Origin of the sequence: Moritella sp. (assembly GCF_033791185.1) — a bacterium.
Taxonomy (GTDB): domain Bacteria; phylum Pseudomonadota; class Gammaproteobacteria; order Enterobacterales; family Moritellaceae; genus Moritella.
Genome location: NZ_JASJHF010000014.1, coordinates 1 through 20576, shown reverse-complemented (window position 1 = coordinate 20576; position 20576 = coordinate 1). Strand labels below are relative to the sequence as shown.

Here is a 20576-nt window from a genome sequence, read left to right as displayed (position 1 = left end):
CTATGCCAAAACTGCTCAACCTAACGATACTACTCGCCTTCATCGTCATAATGCTTGGCGCTTATACGCGCTTAACCGATGCTGGACTCGGCTGCCCAGACTGGCCAGGTTGTTATGGCTTTAATACGGTTCCGACAAATAGCCTAGATATTGCTTCAGCGCAGCTCGCCTATCCCAATGATCCTTTACACGCAGAAAAAGCCTGGAACGAAATGATCCATCGCTATATTGCCGGTTTGTTAGGTATGCTCATTCTGCTGATTTTCATCATCAGTGGTAAACAGAAACAACAACTGCGGTTAGCAACATCGCTGATCCTACTGGTCTTATTTCAAGCTGCATTAGGCATGTGGACTGTCACCATGAATTTACAGCCCATCATCGTAATGGGGCATTTGTTAGGTGGCTTTAGCATTTTAGCGCTACTGGTCTTATTCCGATTACGCTTATCTCACCCGCCAGTCGTCCCTTCCCTATTAACTCAGCCATTCAATGTCCGGGCTAATGACCGTGAATTAACCTTACAGCGACAGCGATTAACCCGAGTGCAATTATATTGTTGCGTCGCCCTACCCATCGTCATAATTCAAATTGCACTCGGAGGCTGGACAAGTTCAAATTACGCCGCCATTGTCTGCACCGAATTTCCGTTCTGTAATGGTGATTGGTTAAGTCGCTTTAATCTCAGCGATGTATTTAGCCTCAGTCCAGCGGCGGAGACTTATCAATATGGTGTCCGAGATACTATCGCCAGAATGAATATTCATATCAGCCATCGGATCTGGGCAGGGGTGACCATCACTTACCTGCTATTAACCGTCTATCAATTACTCAAGCATCAAACCGAAAGAAGAATACGTGTTATTGCCAAAACACTGATCATCATTCTCTGTATACAAGTCAGCTTAGGCGTCGCTAACATTATATTTCAGTTACCGCTGAGTATCGCACTCGCCCACAACCTAGTCGCGGCAATTTTACTGATAACCTTAGTCACCCTACTTTGGTTCAACCAACAGCAACTGCAAGAGGTGTTATGAATACGCAATCGATTAAATTAACGCTTACACCAAACTGGCGCGCTTATTACCAATTAACCAAACCCAAAGTGGTGGCGCTATTATTACTCACAGCCTTAGTCGGCATGGTACTTGCGCTACCCACACTGCCGACATTACGCTTATTAGTACCCGCATTAATTGGGATTGGCCTATTGTCTGCGGCAGCGGCGGCCTACAATCACATTCTTGATCAACGTATTGATGCCATCATGACCAGAACCCACCAGCGGCCACTAGTACAAAATACCATTAGTACCGCCAAGGCATTGGTCTTTGCCAGCAGCATGGCAGTCATAGGTATGCTGACATTGTTTGTCTTTGTTAATGCATTAACGGCGTGGTTAACCTTTGCCAGCCTGATTGGTTATGCGGTTATTTATACCCTGTACTTGAAACGCGCAACGCCACAGAACATTGCCATCGGCGGACTCGCAGGAGCCACTCCACCACTACTTGGTTGGACCGCTATGACTGATGAAGTTACCGGTCAAGCATTACTGTTAGTGATGATTATTTTCATCTGGACGCCGCCACACTTTTGGGCGCTCGCCATCCACAAAGAGAAAGAATACGCCAAAGCTAAGATCCCGATGCTGCCAGTGACCCATGGCGCAGAGTACACTAAAACACTGATATTGCTTTATACGTTACTGCTACTACCGGTTACCTGGCTACCTTGGCTCACCCAACTGAGTGGTGATCTGTATTTAATCGGCTCGACACTCTTAGGTATGACCTTTATTTATTACGCTTTTCGCTTAAAATTCAAACCAACACGCAAAATGGCATTTCAAACATTCAAATTTTCAATCGTACATTTAATGCTATTGTTTATACTATTGTTAGTAGACCACTGGGTTATCCACTATTAACAGGCAATTCATACCTCCCGCTTAAACCATTAATTATTAAAGGTAATAATTCAGCATGAAATATACGCGTTTATTACCTTTAGTACTTAAAACACCCGCATCAAATAAAATAAACGAAGCTTTACACTGCATTTTTTTAACATAATAAATTGTTATATGGGATCCACCTCTAAATAACAGTGCTGCCTACTATATTGGCAGTTGTTTTTTAGAATTAAATCGCTATCATAGCGACATAAAAATTTGAGGGATTAAAAAAAAGTTTAACCCCCTCGTTATTCTGCCTAACAGAAACTGTTAGCGCGCTAATTATTTAAGCTTATATAACTTAAGCATCTGCTGAGGAATTACTATGATCAGTGTATTCGATATCTACAAAATTGGTATTGGTCCATCAAGTTCTCATACTGTTGGTCCAATGAAAGCTGCCAAACAATTTATCGACGACCTACGAGCGACAGGGAAGATCCGCGAAGTCACTCAAATCACAGTGGATGTGCATGGTTCATTATCGTTGACTGGTAAAGGTCACCACACTGATATTGCTATCTTAATGGGTTTAGCAGGTAACTTACCTGAAACTGTTGATATTGATGCAATCCCAGAGTTTATTCACCGTGTTGAACAAACACGTCGTTTACCGATCGGTCTACACTGTCATACTGTTGATTTTCCCGCTTCAGCGATGAACTTTATTGATGAGCCGCTTGCACTACATGAAAACGGTTTGAAAATTCATGCTTACATCGATGGTGAAGTTGCATTTACAAAAACTTACTACTCTACGGGTGGTGGTTTCATTGTTGACGAAGAAAACTTCGGTCTAACACAAGGTGAAACAGCGGACGTTAAATACCCATTTAACAGTGCTGCAAAACTGGTTGAACACTGTAAAGAACACGGACTATCTATCAGCGCACTAATGGCTGAGAATGAAAGATCATTCCGTAGTGAACAAGAAACGTATCACCAGTTTTCAAACATTTGGACAACAATGTCTGAAGGTATTGAGCGTGGCTGTAAAACCGAAGGTTTATTAGCGGGTCCATTACGTGTGCCACGTCGTGCCGCAGCACTGAAACGTCAGTTAGAAGCAACCGACGGTTTTAACTCAGATCCAATGAACATCATTGACTGGGTTAACATGTTTGCGCTTGCAGTAAGTGAAGAGAATGCAGCTGGCGGTCGTGTAGTGACGGCACCAACTAACGGCGCAGCAGGTATCATCCCTGCAGTATTAGCTTATTATGACAAATTCATTCGTCCGCTAACACGTGACGAGTACACTAAATTCTACCTCGCATCAGGCGCAGTTGGTATCCTATACAAAACTAACGCATCTATCTCAGGCGCAGAAGTAGGCTGTCAGGGTGAAGTTGGCGTATCATGCTCAATGGCTGCAGCAGGTCTTGCTGAGCTAATGGGTGCAAGCCCTGCGCAAGTTTGTGAAGCGGCTGAAATCGGTATGGAACATAACTTAGGTCTAACTTGTGATCCAGTTAGTGGCCAAGTACAAGTACCTTGTATCGAACGTAATGCAATCGCGGCTGTTAAAGCGATTAATGCAACTCGAATGGCAATGCGCCGTACCAGTGAGCCTTGTGTATCGCTAGACAAAGTTATCGAGACTATGTACGAAACAGGTAAAGACATGAATGCTAAATACCGTGAAACATCACAAGGTGGTTTAGCAATTAAAGTATTAAATGTTGGCGATATCAAAAAAGCTCACACTTGTACTTAATCTGATTCTAAGCTAAATAAGTCTCACTGATTTAGCGCTAGAAAGAATAAAAGCCAGAATGTGTTTATCACTATTCTGGCTTTTTTATATCCATAAAAAAGTGCCCCTACCCAGCCTCATAACAGGTATTACCCTCTCCCCACCCCTTTGATTACTCATTTATCTAAATGCTCATTACCCCATGAGAAAAATCCTCATACTTTCAGGTGTAAATAGCAGTGAATAGAGCAGCAGCTAATGACTTTAGCGGCTAATTACTCTCTACTCATTAGGTCACTTATTCTATGTATTAATCGTATGACCTAACCAGCTGTCCGATCTGCAAACATTAGGGAAATATAAATGAAATCACTCACTCTACCCGACATGGGGTTCCTATATTGTGAAACAGTATCACGACCAAACCATGTCGCTGCACTGCAAATATTCGATATTCCAAGCGATTATCAAGGTGATTACGGTAAAGATTTGTACCAACAACTGATGCGATTCACACAAGTAGAAACCCCTTTCAATTATAAATTACACACCACTTATTCAGGTATGATGAACTGGCAAGAAGATGATAACGTTGACCTTGATTATCATGTGCGTCGTATACGGTTACCAGAACCCGGCGCACGAGAGCAACTCATTGAATATATAGAACACGCACACTCAAACCTAATGGATCGTGGCAGGCCGTTATGGGAGATGCATTTAATTTCAGGTCTGAGTAATAATCAATTTGCCATCTATCTTAAATTACATCATGCATTTACCGATGGTGCTAAAGCGAACAGAATTATCCTTAGCTATTTATCAGCACAAGCCGACGGAAAGTTACAAGCATTTTGGAGCCAAAAAGGCTTTGAGGGTAAACAAGACAATAGTAAAGTCAAAGCAAGTTTAGTTAATAAATTAAAGCACAACAGTGCTGTATTAACCAAGCAAGTACGCGCAATACCCTCAATTCTAGGGCTTGGTTCTAAGTTAATATTACAAGGCGTGAATATCTATAAAGCCAATATTCCAACTCCTTTTACTGCACCTAAAACCCCTTTTTCTGTTAGTCCGAAACGGGCGCGTCGAGCAGCAACCAGCATACTTCCCCTCTCACGTGTAAAGAACATTGGAAAAATAGCGGGAACAACGATAAATGATGTCGTGGTATGTATTTGTGATATTGCTTTACAGCGTTATTTAGCTACTCTTGACTATCAGCTTAAACAACCACTCACAGCGCAAATTCCAGTGAGCTTGCGCGACCCGAACGACATCACATCGAATAATCGCATTGCCATCACCATGGTTGAATTAGCACACAGTGAAGCCGAGCCGTTGGCTCGTTTAATGGCAATTAAAAAATCTTGCGATAAATTAAAACAAGAAGCCGAGTTATTATCCGATGAGGCACTAACAAGCTATACACTCGCAAGCCAAGGGTTGGCGGTCATCAGCGAACTATTGAAACTGGATACGATATTACCACCGGTTGGCAATGTACTCATCTCCAATGTACCTGGCCCACGTAAACCTATGTATATGATGGGAGCTAAAATGCAAGAGTGCTTCCCGTTATCAGCATTACCACCTGGAATGTCACTTAATATAACCTTGTATAGCTATATGAATAACCTCAACGTGGGTTTGATCGCATGCCGAACTAACCTTCCTGATTTGACTAGGTTATCCAGCTACATCGAAGACGCATTTGTAGAGTTAGAGCAAGTCGTGATGGCGAGTGCAATCGATATTGTCAGTGAACAAATAGCAAAACTGGACCACGATGACGCGCTATCGCAAAGTATCCATGAAGTAATTAATGTGATTAACGAGAATGCTTGTTCAACAATCGCTGACCAAACAGCTCACAATGAGGTGCTTAAATTAACAACGGAGCATGAGAAAGAGGTGAAAAAACCGGTGACTAAAGTAAAAATACCGACTGAATGTAGCCTCGGCTAAGCAACAAATGTTAGCCGAGATAATACGATTTCGTTATCTTGTTGGTAGCGGGATCTCTTTAAACATATCATCAATCTCTTCAGCTGTTTTTAGCATGATCGCTTTATCAACAATATCTCGCGTTAAATGTGGTGCAAATCGTTCCATAAAATCATACATATAAGTACGTAAGAATGTGCCTTTACGGAAACCAATTTTAGTGGTGCTCGAGGTAAATAAATGGCTAGCATCGATGCGAACTAAATCATCATCGGTAGCATCATCAAATGCCATTGTTGCCAACACGCCAACACCTATGCCTAATTTCACGTAAGTTTTGATCACGTCAGCATCCGTTGCGGTAAATACAATTTTAGGCTCTAAACCTGCGGCATCAAACGCACAATCCAATTCAGACCGGCCGGTAAAACCAAACACATAAGTTACCAATGAATATTTAGCGATATCTTCAACCGTGATCTTACCGACTTTGGTTAATGGGTGACCCGGCTTAACGATAATAGAACGGTTCCAGTGATAACAAGGTAACATCACCAAATCACTGTATAGATGCAATGCTTCAGTGGCAATAGCAAAGTCAGCAGTGCCTTTAGAAACCGAATCGCTGATCTGTGCAGGCGTACCTTGATGCATGTTGAGTGACACATCGGGATAGCGTTCAATAAAGCCTTTAATCACTTTCGGCAACGCGTAACGGGCTTGGGTATGCGTGGTCGAGATATTTAGCGTGCCTTTAGAAGGGTGCGTATGCTGACTCGCGACCGCTTTAATACTTTCAACTTTGCCTAGAATATCAGCAGCAATACGAATAATATCTTTACCAGCAGGTGTCACTTTAGTGAGATGTTTACCGCTACGTTCGAAGATCTGCACACCGAGTTCATCTTCTAACATACGAACTTGTTTACTGATGCCGGGCTGCGAAGTATAAAGACTTTCTGCGGTCGCAGACACATTCAAATTGTGATTGAGAACTTCGACTATGTATCTAAATTGCTGTAACTTCATTCGTGATGTGCTCTATATTCCAAATAATTAATTATATTCTAACAAAACCGTAGCAGAATACTGTTATTTCTTGTCAATAAGATATGCTAAGGATCATTACTTTCATGTTAGTCAACGATAATATGACCTCATTAGACGATAACATTAAACCAAGTAAAGACACAGTGGATTATGCATTAATCCTGACATCTGCCGTCCATGATATGAAAAATTCATTATGCTTGTTATTACAATCCATCGAGTCAATTTCTGCCGATATGAATACCGTGCCAGAGAAAGATAAGCATGCTGCTAAACTCGCTGATTTGCACTATGAAGTATTACGTCTTAACAGTAGTTTAATTCAAGTTTTGTCACTTTATCGTGATGAGAAAGATCAACTACCATTGAATATTGCTGAATGTTTTATTGCCGATTACTTCAATGAATTTTGCATTACAAACCAGCTATACAGCGATAACAACAACATTGAAATTAACATCGATATTGATCCTGACCTCGCTTGGTATTGCGATCATAACTTAGTCAGTTATTTGTTATCCGATGTCTTTATCAATGCTCTGCGTTATAGTAAAGGTAAAATAATGGTTACCGCGAGTATCCTTGATAATCAACTTTTCATTGAAATATCTGACAACGGCAGCGGTTATCCAGAGAGTATGTTAGAGGCGCAACACAACTCAATGGCGGCATTAAGTTGTAAACAAGGGCGTACCGGATTAGGGTTATACTTTGCACGATTAATTGCTAATGCACATAAAATCAAAGGTAAAAAAGGCCATATTTCACTGACTAATGGCGGTCCGCTTGGCGGAGGTATCTTTACGTTAACACTACCTTAACTAAGGTATTTATAGTAATATCTGAGTACTGCAGCAAATTTAGGGTTATTATACAATGAAGCTCACCTTTATAGTCATCGCGATTGCTGTCCTATTATTCTTAGTGATCGGCTATAACATTATCTTACAGTTCAAGCGTAAAGCTGAAACTGAAAAGCGCCAAATCATCATCAAGCACAAACAAGTCATTCAAGAAACTGAAGAATTGCTGCTAAACGCAACCTCACTGCCGTACAGTAAAGTGCTTACGTTGGTATTAAACAGCCGTATGCATGATTCACTTACCTCGGCATTACAAATGGATCCAGGTTTACCGCAAATACGACAGCGCTTAACGAATGTCAAAGCACAAATGGCACAATTAAAAGAAGCGCCAGGACAAAGCGAAGAAAAAATGTTCCGCTCTCCGAATTCAGATCGTGAAGCCATTGTATTACTACAACAAATTAAAAAAATTCGGGCGGTATTACGCGCTGAACATGCAAAAAGTAAATTGAATACCCAAACATTTGTGATTGAAGACCGTAAACTCGAATTAATGCAACTTAATGTCAACATCGATAATTTATTAAAACGTGCTTATGAAGCGCGTGCAACACGTCAATTTGGTTCTTGTAAGCAACTGCTGCGTAAAGGTATTGATACCCTAAACAGCATTAATGATAAGAATGAAGTTCTTACCAGTAAACAACAGACATTAGTTTCTTTACTAAGTGACGTCAATGAACAGCTTACTCAAGCATCTTCAGATGACTTAAAAGATCGCCAAGAAAAAGAAGACGAAAAGAACGAATTAGACCTACTGTTTCAGCCAAAGCAGAAATGGTAACAAGCGGTGATGGTTGGATTATCCGCTCATCACGCTGTTTTTCTTAGAGAGTGATACGAGTAGAACTTATCGCATTACTTATCAACAATGCGGTAATCACGACGCTCTATCGAACCAAATTCCGCGGATAAATCTAACCCCAGTAATTCTCTTCTCAACATATCTAGCGCAATATAAAGTGCCACACCTCTGATACCTTGACGGCTCCGGCGTGGGATAAAGAGTAATTGACTGTAAGTATGTGTTTTACTTGCCAGCGCAAAGGCAACCGTACCAACAGGTTTATCTTCGCTGCCACCGCCGGGTCCGGCAATCCCTGACACCGCAATACCAAAATCGACACCCGCATTTAACATGGCGCCTTCTGCCATTTCAGCAGCCACTTCCATGGATACTGCACCGTGCTGAGTAATAGTAGTTTTATCAACATTTACTAAACGGCTCTTCGATTCGTTACTGTAAGTAACATGACTTGAATCCAGATAACCAGAACTGCCCGCAACGGCAATCAACTCACTAGCAATTAAACCACCAGTGCATGATTCAGCAAGGGATAAGGTATGCCCTTTTTCTAGCATTACATTTTGTAAATACGCAGCAAAACTACCATCACCTTCATATAAGATCAATTCACCTAGTTCAGCATTGACTAAGGCACGTGCTCTGCTTAAATCAGCTTCAACCGTCGATAACAATTTTACTTCAACAGTGGGAAAATCGACTCTAAATCCTAACGTGATAGAGCTCGGTAATGATAACGCCGCTAAGCGTTCAGTTAACGCCGACTCTGAAATACCAAAGGTTTTAATCTTGAGCAGTGTTGGTATGGTAACCGGTGTAAAACGCTGCTGAATGTCAGGCAGTATCTGTTCGGTCACCATGTGCTTAAATTCACTGGGTACCCCAGGGGTAAAATAAAAGCGCGCGCGATTAAATTGAAAGCTAAAGCCACATGCTGTACCGACTGGGTTATCAACGATTTCACAACCCTTTGGTAACCAAGCTTGTTTTTCATTACTCACCGACAAAGTACGATTGGACTTGGCATATTTAACCACTAAATGATCGTGCCATACTTGCGAGAGTATTAATGGAACGCCCATGGCTTTCGCCGCTGCTTCAGCGCTTAAATCATCTGATGTTGGTCCCAAACCACCATTAATGATCACCACATCTGCTCTAAGACTGGTTTCAGTTATAATATCAATCAACGACTCGAGATCATCCGCCACGGTATAACGACGTGTAAACTCACGACCTTGGTGAAAAAAATATTGTGATATCCATGCCGCATTCGTATCGACAATTTGGCCTGATAATACTTCGTCACCAGTACTAATAAATTCAATCCGCATTAACTGTCCTTATTTGCTCTATCCGTCAATATGAAATAACTGAGGAAGGATAATATCCCACAGCCACTAATAACCATAATCATGGGTAACGGAGTACCATCGTGTAATAGGCTGATGACGACCCCTGATAGTGCACCAAATCCAAATCTGATCGTGGCAGCCAATGCTGACGCTGTTCCAGATATATGGGGGAATTCAGCTAATACCCCTGTCATCACATTCGACCCAATTAAGCTAATTAACGAAACATAGGCCACCGTTGAGATCACCAACCCCGTTAAACCAAATGTCAGGTTGGCGTTAAGTAACCAAAACAATACCGAGATCACCGCACTAATAATAATACCAGCACGTAATATCTGTTGATAACCAAAACGCATGACTATCTTAGCATTCGTCCATGTCACGACCATCATGCCAAGAATATTACATGCAAACAGATAACCATAATTCTGCGCGTCAACACCAAAATACTCAATATACACAAAGGGTGATGCGGTTAAAAACGCAAACATACCAGACACATTAAAGCCACCACAGAGCATTAAACCAAGCGCTTTTCGGTTCTTTAGGATCAACCAATAATTGGCAAATATACTTCGTAGATTAAACGCTACTCGACGCTCTTTCGGCAGTGTTTCTTTAATTCCGACATAGCTAATCAACAAACATATCAAGGTCACAATTGCCAAAGCTACAAAAATACTCGGCCAGCTAAACCAGACTAACAACTGCGCCCCAATTAACGGGGCGACGAGCGGTGCCAATGTCATTGACAGCACCACATAAGACATCATTTTAGAAAATAATGAACCGGAAAAAAGATCCCGTAACAATGAGCTAACGACGACCGATGCAGCCCCACCACCGATGGCTTGTAATAAACGTAACCACTTAAATTGTTCAATAGAGTCGCCATAAACAATACCCACACTGGCAATTAAATAGATCATAAGTCCACAAATAAGCACAGGTTTACGGCCATAACTGTCCGCCAATGGGCCATAAAAAAGCTGACCAATTGCAAAACCCAATAGGTAGGTACTGAGTGTGGTTTGAATGATTTCAATAGAGACATTAAAATCGCTGGCAATACTAGGCATTGCCGGTAGATACATATCAATAGCAAGCGGCGTTAATGCTGATAATAATGCGAGGAAAGGAATTAAAAAATATGTTTTCATCATAAGCCAAACAGTCTGAGTGGCTTATAATTATATACCTAAATAATAGTAAGATGCAGCCTTATCAGCCCACTTTCATTTTTCTTACCGAAATTTGCTTAACACAGCAGCATCCCGCTATTTCCAAAAACCTGACACATCGGTTTGATCTACTTCAAAGAGTTCTCGCTGATATTTCACCTTTGCTGCTTCTAGGTAGTTAATAAAAATATCGAGGCCCTGTTGATAGTAAATTAAGCCTTGCTCAGGGGATGCAGGCAAGAGCAACATTTTAATTAATGCCGCATGGCAGTGCTGTAGGGTACCGTTTAATAACTCCACTAAAAAGGCATGCTTGGTATTATACTGACTATTTAATAACTTAAGTTGCTGATGAAGTTGCTCTAATGCATCGTAACGAGTGACAATCGGTGATTTAATCAAAGCGATCATCTTATCGACAAAATCAGCAAAAATATCTTGTTCTAAAATAGCACTGTATTGCTTAGCTAATACTTGTGTATCCGCAGAGTAATGTGCCAACATGCGATCAACAAATTCGGCTTTATCAAACACCTCGTCTGTCAATACAACATCTTCTTGGTAAGTTGGTATGGTATTTTCGATCTTAATACCACTACCCAAATTATAGCATTTCACTTCTGGATAGTAGGCTAATAACTCACCCATACCTTTGCCTGACATTTGGAAAATCATCGTCGTTTCGACTTCCTCGGCATGGTTACCAGAGGACACAAAGCTAGATAATTCTTTCTTATTAAACAATAACTTATCTTCGCCAGACTGGTTATAGTAAATACTTTTTTTACTGTGATGGGCTTTACCCGCAAAACCAAGATCAACACCAAACAAGTAAATATTTTTGAAACCCATTCGGGTAAAGTATGACAGTGCCAAGTTAGATACGGTTGGATTAGCAAATATTAATGTCGTTAGATTGTCACTGTCACAACCTAATTTCGGATTGGTAATGATCTCAGTTGATGGTTCTTGCAGTTTCATGCCCATCAATTTTCGATCAAATAAATTGGTCACATCAGGCGTGATGGTATTTAGGGTCAGTAACGGAATTGATTTTAAATATTCATCGTCATCAACCGACTTTAATACGGTATAAGTAACCTTAGTACGCTCCATTTCCAAATGGAAATCAGGGGTAATTCCGTATTGCTGTAGCGCCCTAATTGTCGTCCCACCACTCACCAGTAATACCTTGTCACGATGCGCTCGAATGAACTCTATATGTTCATCAAGTGACGGACCATTCCCCAAGATAAATACCGAACGGGTTTCACATTCAGGTAACGGTTCAACATCCGCAAGTAACGGTATGTGTTGATTCAGGGTATGATATTGGTGTGCGAGCGCCAGTAAACTATCATCAAAGAAGCCTAACCCAAAGGCTATGTGAAAGTTCTGCTGATTGAATTTTTCTAATGCACTATTCGTTTGTTCGGTTTCATAATGCTGATAGCAAAAGCTGAACGTTGAATCATAACGTCCTTTAACCATTAATTCATGCGAGATATCATTAAAGAATAACTCTTCGTCAGCGCCCAGACACAAGTGCAAACTACTGCCACTTTCATCAAGACGTTGTAAAATACTGGCCCAATCTAACGTAAACAGACTTGCATAAAAGAAGTCATTTTCAGGTTCATAGATATATAACCGTTTAACACTGTGCTTATCGAGCATTTCAGGTAAGAAGTAACCTAAACCTAAACCAAAGAATACCATCATGTTAACCGCTTCCGGCAACACGAATTCGGCTTTATGTTTTTGGTTAATCCCCTTTAATGCACGAATAAATTGGTTGAGGTATTTAACATGAATAAAATCGCCAACGCTGTTAATTTCTTCTTCAAAGTCAATACGCGCCAACTGCGGATTAATACGGTATTGCTCAAAATCAATCAGGCTATCGTGAAAATAATTCTCGCCCAGCACTAGGTTATTATCAACATCGACTAAGTGCAAAGCATCACCAACATGTGCTAATTCAAACTTACTCGGCTGGTAATTAACAAAAGACTGATGAACATCGGGAATATACTGCTTAAAAGCCTGCATATTGGCACTATATAAGGCCATTGGATCAGCTATAGGTTGTGTTCTAGCATTAATGGCATCAATGGCATGCGCTAGGCTTACCTGCTTTTTACGCTGCTGCTGCTGCGCCTCTAACGTGGCTATTTGTGCGCTAATGTCGAGATTTAAAGAGTCCATAATTACAACCTAAAACTGTTTAATAGTAAGGTACCGATTAATAGATTTAGCACTACGCCGATTGGTAACTTGCTGGGATTCAAGGACTGATTTTGATCTTTTTAGTGCTGTAACTTGGGTTTGATCATCAGTCATTAATTGGGTTAGAAAAGCATGTGTACAGGGGCATTGAGCAGGGTTTGCGAGTATAACTAACTGCTCAATTAAAATCTGACGTTGTATTAATAGTTGATCACATTGACTCAACTTATCTTCTATCACCGCTTGCTTTGCTTGCGCAGAAAGTGCCGATATTTGGCTCATCAAGTCAACGTCAGTAATATCCATCATTAAGCACCGTTAGCTTGCTTTCGAACTAATTCCGCTTTTTCTTTTTCTGCTTGAGGGATGTTTATCCACGCGTCTTTAATCGGTGTTATTAATGTAGTAATTTCATCTAATGGTTCTACTGACTGCTCTAATGCCGCATCATTTAAACGCAATTGTATATAGCGGTATAGCGCATCAAAGTTTTCACCAATCTCCGGATGAACCTTATGATTAATACCATCAATTAAACCCGATGTAATATTGATTGATTTGTTAATTGCTTTCGCTCTACCTTCAATATCTTTACGTAAAATGCAGCCTTTTGCTACAGCTACAGAATCCAACAATCCCTGTAACAACATAAAAATCACTTGGTGGTTATCAGCGCTAGCAATACCGCTTTCTCGGCTTACTTGCTGATAACGTCTTATATTAGCTCTCATGTTTTTTTACCTAACTATTAATGTATTTAAATACCGAAGAATAATATGATTAACCTAATACATTCCGAATGTAATCACCGGTGGCATTATAACGTGTGACCGTATTATCTAAGGCGGTATATTTCTTTCGTAATGTATCTTCAAACGAGGTGATATGACGATCTAATTTAGCCCGATCATCACCAATATCGCGTAAATTTTCACTCAACATGTTTTCTTGCTGAGAGATCATGCCCTTATTGCTCAAATTGTTTGCCAACACGCGATTCACTTGTGCCGCAATACCGTTATCACCTGCAAAAAGTTTGCCAAGATCATCTAATGAGTTATTAACTGCGTCATTTAAACGTTCAGCGCCCGATTTAGCACCACCCATTCCAAATGGATTAACAGCTAGCATCCCACCCTCTTCTAATGAGATACCCGCACCGTATAAGGTGTTGAGACGCTTATTAGCACCATCAACTACGCCGCCGGTAATACTCTGAAGTTGTTGCTTGATACTTCTTGCACTTGAATCAAACTTCAAAATACCGGTCTCAGGGTGGGTCAATTCATTGATACTAGACATCAAGGTATTATAACCATCGACAAAACCATAAACGAGTTCTTGAACCGCAGCATGATCTGTCGATGTTGAAAAATTGGCAGGCTCGTTCAGCTTAGTCAAACTATTGGCAGTGATCGTAACCCCAGATACCGCATGACTAAAGATATTAGTATCTTTGGTTATGGTGTTTCCATCAACCGTAATTATCGCATCAGTAGCAGGGGGACCTTTCATTCCAGATGAAATGATATTCAAACTTGAATCAGAAGTGAATACAGCTAAATCATTTGCTTTACCGCTTTTATCTGAGGTATAGACTATTTTAGCACCGAGATCAGAACTAATGACATTGGCACTAATACCGTAATTGTCAGGCGCATCGTTAATTTTTTTTTGAATGCTTTGCAAAGTATCATTAATATTAACATCCACTTGGAAAGTATCTTTACCGGCATCAAAATACAGCATCCCCTGTCCCGGTTTAGTCTCGCGGCTGGGTAAAAAGTCAGATTCTAATCGTGCACCCTGTGCAAGTTGCTTAACTTCAACATCAAATGCACCTTTTGGTACCACACCTTTAGTCTGAATAGTGATGGGTAAAGCGGCGCTATCACCAGCACCACCCGCCGTTGTTTGCTCAACATCACGACCTTGATAGTTAATATTGGTTTTACTTTGATAAAAAGAGTCCGGATTACCCAATATGCCTGTAATTACCTTAAAATCGGCCAAACCCGCTTTTAAAGTACCAACACCAGATAACTCTGTTGTAAGGTTGGTTTCTTTTTTATTCAAGCGTGTTTCTTTTGGCGTTTTTTCAGCAGTAACAAATGTTGAAATGATCGTTTCTAGATCTAATCCAGAACCTGAACCTGCCATCGTAATACCGGCCATGCGTATCCTTAATTTTCATCAATAGCAGTACGATAGGCAAAAAATTGCCTATCGTACTAAACATCCGACTATTTTATCACGCTATGTTAATCAAACCATCTCATCAAATAAGAGACCTGAACTAGCAGATATATTGTCCTGAAACTTTTCAATGTCAGTTGCCATCTTTAATACCGCTTCTGACGGCAGCTCTTTAAGTATTTCTCCACTCTCGGGATCAACCACTTTAACAACCAGACGGCCAGTGTCACCATGAACACTAAAGTTTAGCTTTTTGTTATTAACATCAAAATGCGTTTGCAGCGTATCCTTTGCCTCTTGCAAATTTTGTTCCAAATCTACATTACTGGCCAATTCTGGTTTAGATAATGGATTATTTTCAGGTAAAGGCTTATCGACAGGTGAAATTAAAACGGCAGGATTGGTAATGACAGGTTCTTTTGTCACTATAGGGTCAGGATAAACACGAACGCTCTTATTATCCACATTGTTATCAATGGACATAGTAACCCCCAAAGACTAAAATGCCCCGCAAGGTGCAGGGCAAAAATAAACCGAAATGATTACAGTAGTGATAAAGCTACTTGTGATGTTTGGTTAGCCTGGCTTAGCATCGAACTTGCCGCTTGTTGTTGCACTTGAGTTTGAGCCATTTTAGCTGATTCAGCCGCAAAATCGGTGTCAACAATACGAGATTTAGATGCCGATACATTTTCTGAAATATTCGAAATGTTACGGATTGTTGATGAGAAACGGTTTTGTTTCGCACCAAGATCAGCACGCGTACCCGTTACCGATTGAATTGCTGTATCAAGTAGATCAATTGACGCCTGCGCACCTGCTGCAGTTGAAATGTTAGCAGCAGCACTGCCCACACCTAATGTCGTTGAATCCATACCTGAAGTCATTTTCAATGCAATAACTTGGTTAGAATCAGCACCAACTTGAATCTGTTCATCATATGAACCATCAAGCAGTTTTTTACCACCGAATGTTGTATCTGTTGATACACGGGTGATTTCAGTTTGCAATTCATTAAACTCTGATTGCAGTGCGTTACGGTCAGCGTCACTATTCGAACCATTGGCAGATTGAATTGAAAGTACACGCATACGTTGTAGCATATTCGTTGTTTCGTCTAATGCACCTTCGGCTGTTTGCGCGAGTGAAATACCGTCATTTGCATTTCGTGATGCTTGGTTTAAACCACCCACTTGAGCCTCTAAACGAGAACCAATTTGTAAACCAGCAGCATCATCAGCAGCGCTATTGATGCGTTTACCAGATGATAAACGTTGGAAAGAGGTTTGTAGCTCATTGGTAGCGTTGCTCAAATTACGTTGTGAGTTTAAAGATGCTACATTAGTGTTTACATAAACAGCCATATTCGTCTCCTAAAAGAAATCCTGTAAAGGACTGCTGTGTATGTAAAATACAGCCCTTATTCATAATCGGTTATTTGTATTGTCATAAAAGTTATCGACCCTAAAAATACATCCTTTAGGGTTATTTTGATTTTTTTCAGTTTATTTTCAAAAAAAACAAACACATAAAATATAACACTTAACTTTCAACAACTTATGAGGTTTATATTTTACAAAATACAGAGTAGACGACTGATTAGCATAGGGAATACAGAAATATAGTAGGCTTAATGCAGAGTAAACAAGTAGTACTAGAAAGGAAGGAATGCTATTTGGCTCTCTCGAGCCAAAATAATTATCAGGTTAACCTTGTAGCAACGTCATCGCTACTTGTGATTGCTGATTTGCTTGACTAAGCATCGTACTTGCAGCTTGTTGTGAGACTTGATTTTGTGCCATTTTAGCTGATTCAGCAGCAAAATCTGCATCCATAATACGCGATTTAGACGTAGATACATTTTCTGAAATATTAGACAAATTACGGATTGTTGATGAAAAACGGTTTTGCTTAGCACCAAGATCACCTCGAGTTTCAGTGACTTTAGCAATTGCGGCATCTAAACTTGCAATCGATATTTGCGCATTAGCTTCTGTTAAAATATTAGATGTTGCAGTACCAACGCCTAAGCCTAATGCATCCATATTGGTGGTAATTTTAACATTAATAATTTGATTCGCATCCGAACCAATTTGAAAATCTCGATTGAAACTCGCATCAAGTAAATTTAAGCCACCAAACGTTGTATCATACGCAATCCGGTTCATCTCTTCTTGCAACTGACTGTATTCTCTATTAAGTACGCCACGATCTGCATCATTGTTTGAACCATTACCAGATTGAATTGATAATACCCGCATACGTTGCAACATGTTGGTTGTTTCGTCGAGTGCACCTTCAGCTGTTTGCGCTAATGAAATACCGTCATTAGCATTACGTGAAGCTTGATTCAAGCCGTTTATCTGAGACTCTAAACGAGAACCGATCTGTAGTCCTGCGGCATCATCAGCAGCAGAGTTAATACGTTTACCAGACGATAGCCGCTCAAATGATGTTTGCAACGCATTTGTAGAGGTCGTCAAATTACGCTGTGAATTTAATGATGCTACATTTGTATTTACATATAAGGCCACTGTATCTTCCCTTCTGCTGATTTAAAGTTAAAATTCATATCTTATTTTTAATGCAATATATAAGCCAAGAGATAAAACAACAAAAAATATGTAAGCCTCTGTTTTTAATTAATTAAAATACTCACCACTAGAATATATCAATCCCGGCTTCGATTTATTTTAACCAAGTCAAAAATTTGCCGTCAATTTGCCGGAGCATAATTCCTGTAACATAATGCTCCGTTACTGAGGGCTCCTAATGGAGCAGTAATAGATGCAGATAGAAACAAGAATAGCCAGAAAGATAAACTAAGAAGAAGTGATTAAAAATAGGGAATAAAAATAATACTTTTACCTATACGCTTAGACAGGGCTTAGCGATAAGGACATAGGTAAAAGCAATATATTAGGCGGCCCAAAAAGGGCCAGAGGGGGCAGAGGGAGCCCACCCTCTTAGCCTAATAATGACATAGCAACTTGAGACTGCTGATTTGCTTGACTTAGCATTGTACTTGCAGCTTGCTGTGATACTTGGTTTTGCGCTAGCTGCGCAGATTCAGCAGCAAAGTCAGCATCCATAATACGTGATTTAGATGCCGATACATTCTCAGAAATATTACTTAAGTTACGAATTGTTGATGAGAAACGATTTTGCTTCGCACCCAAGTCGCCTCGAATATCGGTTACTGATGCGATCGCAGTATCTAAAGAGTCGATTGCCGTTTGAGCGCCTGCCGAAGTTAGGATGTTAGACGTTGCAGTACCAACACCCAAACCAAGTGAATTCATGTTTGTCGTAATTTTAACATTAATAATTTGGTTAGCATCAGCACCAACTTGAAAATTATTATTAAACGATGAATCAAGTAACGTCTCGCCACCAAACGTTGTGTCTTGTGCTACACGGTCGATTTCATTTTGAAGTTGACCAAATTCTTTATTTAACGCGCTACGATCTTCGGCACTGTTTGAACCATTCGCAGATTGAATTGAAAGAACACGCATACGTTGTAACATGTTCGTTGTTTCGTCTAATGCACCTTCAGCAGTTTGTGCCATTGAGATGCCATCATTAGCATTTCGAGCACCTTGATTTAGGCCGTTAACTTGTGCTTCTAAACGAGAACCAATTTGTAAGCCAGCCGCATCATCTGCAGCTGAATTGATACGTTTACCTGAAGATAAACGTTCAAATGATGTTTGCAGTTCATTCGTTGAGTTCGATAAATTACGTTGTGAATTTAAAGATGCAACATTAGTATTTACATATATAGCCATTTCTATTCCCTCTGTATGTAACTTTATTAAGCAATAACATAATGAATGTGTAGTTCTTGCTTGATGTTAGTTTGTAAATTAATTTTTTTGTTAACCGTTAATAATATAAGAGCAAGTTGTGTGCCAATTACTATATTGAATTAAATAAACTTAAGTCATTGATCTTATTAAACGACTTATAACTCATTTCTAAAATATTTTGTTCTTTAGTAAGGTCAGTCATTGCCGCGGCAAGATCTGTCTCGGTAAGAATTGCCATCGCCTCCTGATTAATGATCTTAAAAGACGAGTTTGATTCATTCACTCGTTCGATCGTATTATTACGACCACCAATCATTGATATTGTTGATACTACTGAATATTGTGCATTCTCAATACCAACTTGCGCATCAGCCATACTTTCGCGAAAATCAACTTTTTCCAATGAAGCGTCTGATAATGCAGTCTTTAATGACTCTAACGTATTAAGAATATTGGTATTAACACTTGGCATTAACGATATATCAACACTACCCGGTGACGAACCTTGTGCCGAAATATTGACACCATTAAAGCGAACACCTCTATCTGAAGAAAAATAGCCACTTTGCAGTACGTTATTTAAATTATCTTGGATCTCATAAGTATCTCTATCACCAGGAACTAACGGTGCCATGATGTTTAATTTGAACGTATTATTTACCGGATTATTATGATCATAATTGTGAGTATGAAAATTATCATATTCACCTTGATCAACAACTTCGCTTTTCGCAGCAGTAATAAGCCCAGTCAGATTACTTGTGTTGACGGTTAACCGAGCAGGGGAAGATTCAAAGACTCGCCGACCATTATCGCCACTACCAATGTAAACATTGGTAGCGATTTGAATTTTATTATCTTGTTCGTTACCACGATAAGTATATAGACCCGTTTGATCATCCTTAATATACGGTTGTAATTGCGAAGAAGTTCCAGAAAAAATATAATCGCCATTGGCATTTTTCGTATTTACCAAACTAAAAACTTCTTTTTGTACTTGCCCAATTTCTAACGAAATTGCATGTCGATCTTTTTCACCAACCGCACCATTTAATGCTCGAACAGAAAGCACTCGCCCACGTTCCATCGCGGTGTGTAAATTATTAAGAGTCGTCTCTTCCAAACCTAATGTACTTTTCAACATCGAGCTATTCGTTTGGTATTGGGTATTTTTTTTGATTTCATCATTCAAGTAACTCGACTTCGCTATTTCAGCAGGTGCATCGCCCGAAGTTTTAAATTTTTCTTGCGTAGTTACTTGCGCATGGGCTGAGTTCAAACGTTTTTGAGTCTGCGACATATCTTGAATTGATCGCGAAAACATTTGATTATTAGTTAACCTCATACTTGCTACCTCGCCGCATTCAGAATAGTGTCAAATATTTTTTGAGAAATACTCACCACTTGCGCAGATGCGTTATATGCTTGCTCATAACGAACCATGTTTGCCGCCTCTTCATCAAGGTTTACCCCTGA

Annotated in this window: 19 protein-coding genes; 6 read left to right on the top strand and 13 right to left on the bottom strand. The window is 40.1% G+C overall.

Features of this window, described 5'->3' with window-relative positions:
- Positions 1 to 2 precede the first annotated feature (2 nt).
- The 4 genes from QNK26_RS00790 to QNK26_RS00775 all read left to right on the top strand — a co-directional run bounded on the left by QNK26_RS00790 (position 3) and on the right by QNK26_RS00775 (position 5624).
- A complete protein-coding gene (locus QNK26_RS00790; protein WP_319220357.1) occupies positions 3 to 1040 on the top strand; it encodes a COX15/CtaA family protein in 1038 nt (345 codons plus the stop codon).
- Complete coding sequence (cyoE, locus tag QNK26_RS00785; protein ID WP_319220356.1) at positions 1037 to 1933, top strand: heme o synthase; 897 nt, start codon at positions 1037 to 1039, stop codon at positions 1931 to 1933. The genes QNK26_RS00790 and cyoE overlap by 4 nt, the downstream gene beginning before the upstream one ends.
- 352 nt (positions 1934 to 2285) lie before the next feature.
- Complete coding sequence (locus QNK26_RS00780) at positions 2286 to 3677, top strand: L-serine ammonia-lyase (RefSeq protein ID WP_319220355.1); 1392 nt, start codon at positions 2286 to 2288, stop codon at positions 3675 to 3677.
- Between the two features lie 342 nt (positions 3678 to 4019).
- Complete coding sequence (locus tag QNK26_RS00775; RefSeq protein WP_319220354.1) at positions 4020 to 5624, top strand: wax ester/triacylglycerol synthase family O-acyltransferase; 1605 nt, start codon at positions 4020 to 4022, stop codon at positions 5622 to 5624.
- Positions 5625 to 5657: 33 nt separating this feature from the next.
- Here the strand turns inward: QNK26_RS00775 and cysB are convergent, their stop codons facing one another.
- Positions 5658 to 6632 (bottom strand): HTH-type transcriptional regulator CysB, encoded by a 975-nt coding sequence (cysB, locus tag QNK26_RS00770; RefSeq protein WP_319220353.1) that lies wholly within the window; start codon positions 6630 to 6632, stop codon positions 5658 to 5660.
- A gap of 104 nt (positions 6633 to 6736) precedes the next feature.
- Here cysB and QNK26_RS00765 point away from each other — a divergent pair, with 104 nt between their 5' ends.
- Both QNK26_RS00765 and QNK26_RS00760 read left to right on the top strand, forming a co-directional pair.
- On the top strand, positions 6737 to 7474 hold the full coding sequence (locus QNK26_RS00765) for a sensor histidine kinase (RefSeq protein WP_319220352.1): 738 nt from the start codon (positions 6737 to 6739) through the stop codon (positions 7472 to 7474).
- A 55-nt stretch (positions 7475 to 7529) separates the two neighbouring features.
- Positions 7530 to 8303 carry a DNA repair protein gene (locus QNK26_RS00760; RefSeq protein ID WP_319220351.1) on the top strand — a complete coding sequence of 258 codons (774 nt, stop codon included), beginning with the start codon at positions 7530 to 7532 and terminating at the stop codon, positions 8301 to 8303.
- Positions 8304 to 8377: 74 nt separating this feature from the next.
- On the opposite strand, the gene QNK26_RS00755 is transcribed toward QNK26_RS00760, so the two are convergent.
- The 12 genes from QNK26_RS00755 to QNK26_RS00700 all read right to left on the bottom strand — a co-directional run.
- The gene (locus QNK26_RS00755) at positions 8378 to 9658 is read right to left on the bottom strand and encodes a CinA family nicotinamide mononucleotide deamidase-related protein (protein ID WP_319220350.1); all 1281 of its coding nucleotides are present in this window, start codon (positions 9656 to 9658) and stop codon (positions 8378 to 8380) included.
- Positions 9658 to 10845: a Bcr/CflA family multidrug efflux MFS transporter gene (locus tag QNK26_RS00750; RefSeq protein ID WP_319220349.1), complete on the bottom strand. Its 1188-nt coding sequence runs from the start codon at positions 10843 to 10845 to the stop codon at positions 9658 to 9660. Before QNK26_RS00750 ends, QNK26_RS00755 begins: the two co-directional genes overlap by 1 nt.
- A gap of 114 nt (positions 10846 to 10959) precedes the next feature.
- The gene (locus tag QNK26_RS00745; RefSeq protein ID WP_319220348.1) at positions 10960 to 13071 is read right to left on the bottom strand and encodes a 6-hydroxymethylpterin diphosphokinase MptE-like protein; all 2112 of its coding nucleotides are present in this window, start codon (positions 13069 to 13071) and stop codon (positions 10960 to 10962) included.
- A 9-nt stretch (positions 13072 to 13080) separates the two neighbouring features.
- Positions 13081 to 13401 (bottom strand): hypothetical protein, encoded by a 321-nt coding sequence (locus tag QNK26_RS00740; protein ID WP_319220347.1) that lies wholly within the window; start codon positions 13399 to 13401, stop codon positions 13081 to 13083.
- Positions 13401 to 13823, bottom strand: coding sequence for a flagellar export chaperone FliS (fliS, locus tag QNK26_RS00735; RefSeq protein WP_319220346.1), 423 nt, complete (start codon positions 13821 to 13823; stop codon positions 13401 to 13403). The genes QNK26_RS00740 and fliS overlap by 1 nt, the downstream gene beginning before the upstream one ends.
- Positions 13824 to 13872: 49 nt before the next feature.
- A complete protein-coding gene (gene fliD / locus QNK26_RS00730) occupies positions 13873 to 15267 on the bottom strand; it encodes a flagellar filament capping protein FliD (protein ID WP_319220345.1) in 1395 nt (464 codons plus the stop codon).
- Between the two features lie 90 nt (positions 15268 to 15357).
- Positions 15358 to 15771 (bottom strand): flagellar protein FlaG, encoded by a 414-nt coding sequence (locus tag QNK26_RS00725; RefSeq protein ID WP_319220344.1) that lies wholly within the window; start codon positions 15769 to 15771, stop codon positions 15358 to 15360.
- A gap of 59 nt (positions 15772 to 15830) precedes the next feature.
- Positions 15831 to 16652, bottom strand: a complete 822-nt coding sequence (locus QNK26_RS00720; protein WP_319220343.1) for a flagellin — start codon at positions 16650 to 16652, stop codon at positions 15831 to 15833.
- A gap of 342 nt (positions 16653 to 16994) precedes the next feature.
- Positions 16995 to 17822: a flagellin gene (locus tag QNK26_RS00715; protein WP_319220342.1), complete on the bottom strand. Its 828-nt coding sequence runs from the start codon at positions 17820 to 17822 to the stop codon at positions 16995 to 16997.
- 432 nt (positions 17823 to 18254) lie between these two features.
- The gene (locus QNK26_RS00710; RefSeq protein ID WP_319220341.1) at positions 18255 to 19079 is read right to left on the bottom strand and encodes a flagellin; all 825 of its coding nucleotides are present in this window, start codon (positions 19077 to 19079) and stop codon (positions 18255 to 18257) included.
- Between the two features lie 130 nt (positions 19080 to 19209).
- Complete coding sequence (gene flgL, locus QNK26_RS00705; RefSeq protein ID WP_319220340.1) at positions 19210 to 20445, bottom strand: flagellar hook-associated protein FlgL; 1236 nt, start codon at positions 20443 to 20445, stop codon at positions 19210 to 19212.
- 5 nt (positions 20446 to 20450) lie between these two features.
- The coding region (locus tag QNK26_RS00700; RefSeq protein ID WP_319220401.1) for a flagellar basal body rod C-terminal domain-containing protein at positions 20451 to 20576 on the bottom strand (126 nt) is incomplete at its 5' end.

Excerpts from the sequence above, each read along its gene's own strand:
- QNK26_RS00750 (WP_319220349.1), bottom strand. The coding sequence starts at position 10,845 with ATGATGAAAACATATTTTTTAATTCCTTTCCTCGCATTATTATCAGCA.
- QNK26_RS00775 (WP_319220354.1), top strand. The coding sequence starts at position 4,020 with ATGAAATCACTCACTCTACCCGACATGGGGTTCCTATATTGTGAAACA.
- QNK26_RS00720 (WP_319220343.1), bottom strand. The coding sequence starts at position 16,652 with ATGGCTGTTTATGTAAACACTAATGTAGCATCTTTAAACTCACAACGT.
- QNK26_RS00760 (WP_319220351.1), top strand. The coding sequence starts at position 7,530 with ATGAAGCTCACCTTTATAGTCATCGCGATTGCTGTCCTATTATTCTTA.
- QNK26_RS00790 (WP_319220357.1), top strand. The coding sequence starts at position 3 with ATGCCAAAACTGCTCAACCTAACGATACTACTCGCCTTCATCGTCATA.
- flgL (WP_319220340.1), bottom strand. The coding sequence starts at position 20,445 with ATGAGGTTAACTAATAATCAAATGTTTTCGCGATCAATTCAAGATATG.
- QNK26_RS00740 (WP_319220347.1), bottom strand. The coding sequence starts at position 13,401 with ATGATGGATATTACTGACGTTGACTTGATGAGCCAAATATCGGCACTT.
- QNK26_RS00710 (WP_319220341.1), bottom strand. The coding sequence starts at position 19,079 with ATGGCTATATATGTAAATACTAATGTTGCATCTTTAAATTCACAACGT.
- QNK26_RS00780 (WP_319220355.1), top strand. The coding sequence starts at position 2,286 with ATGATCAGTGTATTCGATATCTACAAAATTGGTATTGGTCCATCAAGT.
- QNK26_RS00745 (WP_319220348.1), bottom strand. The coding sequence starts at position 13,071 with ATGGACTCTTTAAATCTCGACATTAGCGCACAAATAGCCACGTTAGAG.
- QNK26_RS00765 (WP_319220352.1), top strand. The coding sequence starts at position 6,737 with ATGTTAGTCAACGATAATATGACCTCATTAGACGATAACATTAAACCA.
- fliS (WP_319220346.1), bottom strand. The coding sequence starts at position 13,823 with ATGAGAGCTAATATAAGACGTTATCAGCAAGTAAGCCGAGAAAGCGGT.
- QNK26_RS00725 (WP_319220344.1), bottom strand. The coding sequence starts at position 15,771 with ATGTCCATTGATAACAATGTGGATAATAAGAGCGTTCGTGTTTATCCT.
- fliD (WP_319220345.1), bottom strand. The coding sequence starts at position 15,267 with ATGGCCGGTATTACGATGGCAGGTTCAGGTTCTGGATTAGATCTAGAA.
- cyoE (WP_319220356.1), top strand. The coding sequence starts at position 1,037 with ATGAATACGCAATCGATTAAATTAACGCTTACACCAAACTGGCGCGCT.
- QNK26_RS00755 (WP_319220350.1), bottom strand. The coding sequence starts at position 9,658 with ATGCGGATTGAATTTATTAGTACTGGTGACGAAGTATTATCAGGCCAA.
- cysB (WP_319220353.1), bottom strand. The coding sequence starts at position 6,632 with ATGAAGTTACAGCAATTTAGATACATAGTCGAAGTTCTCAATCACAAT.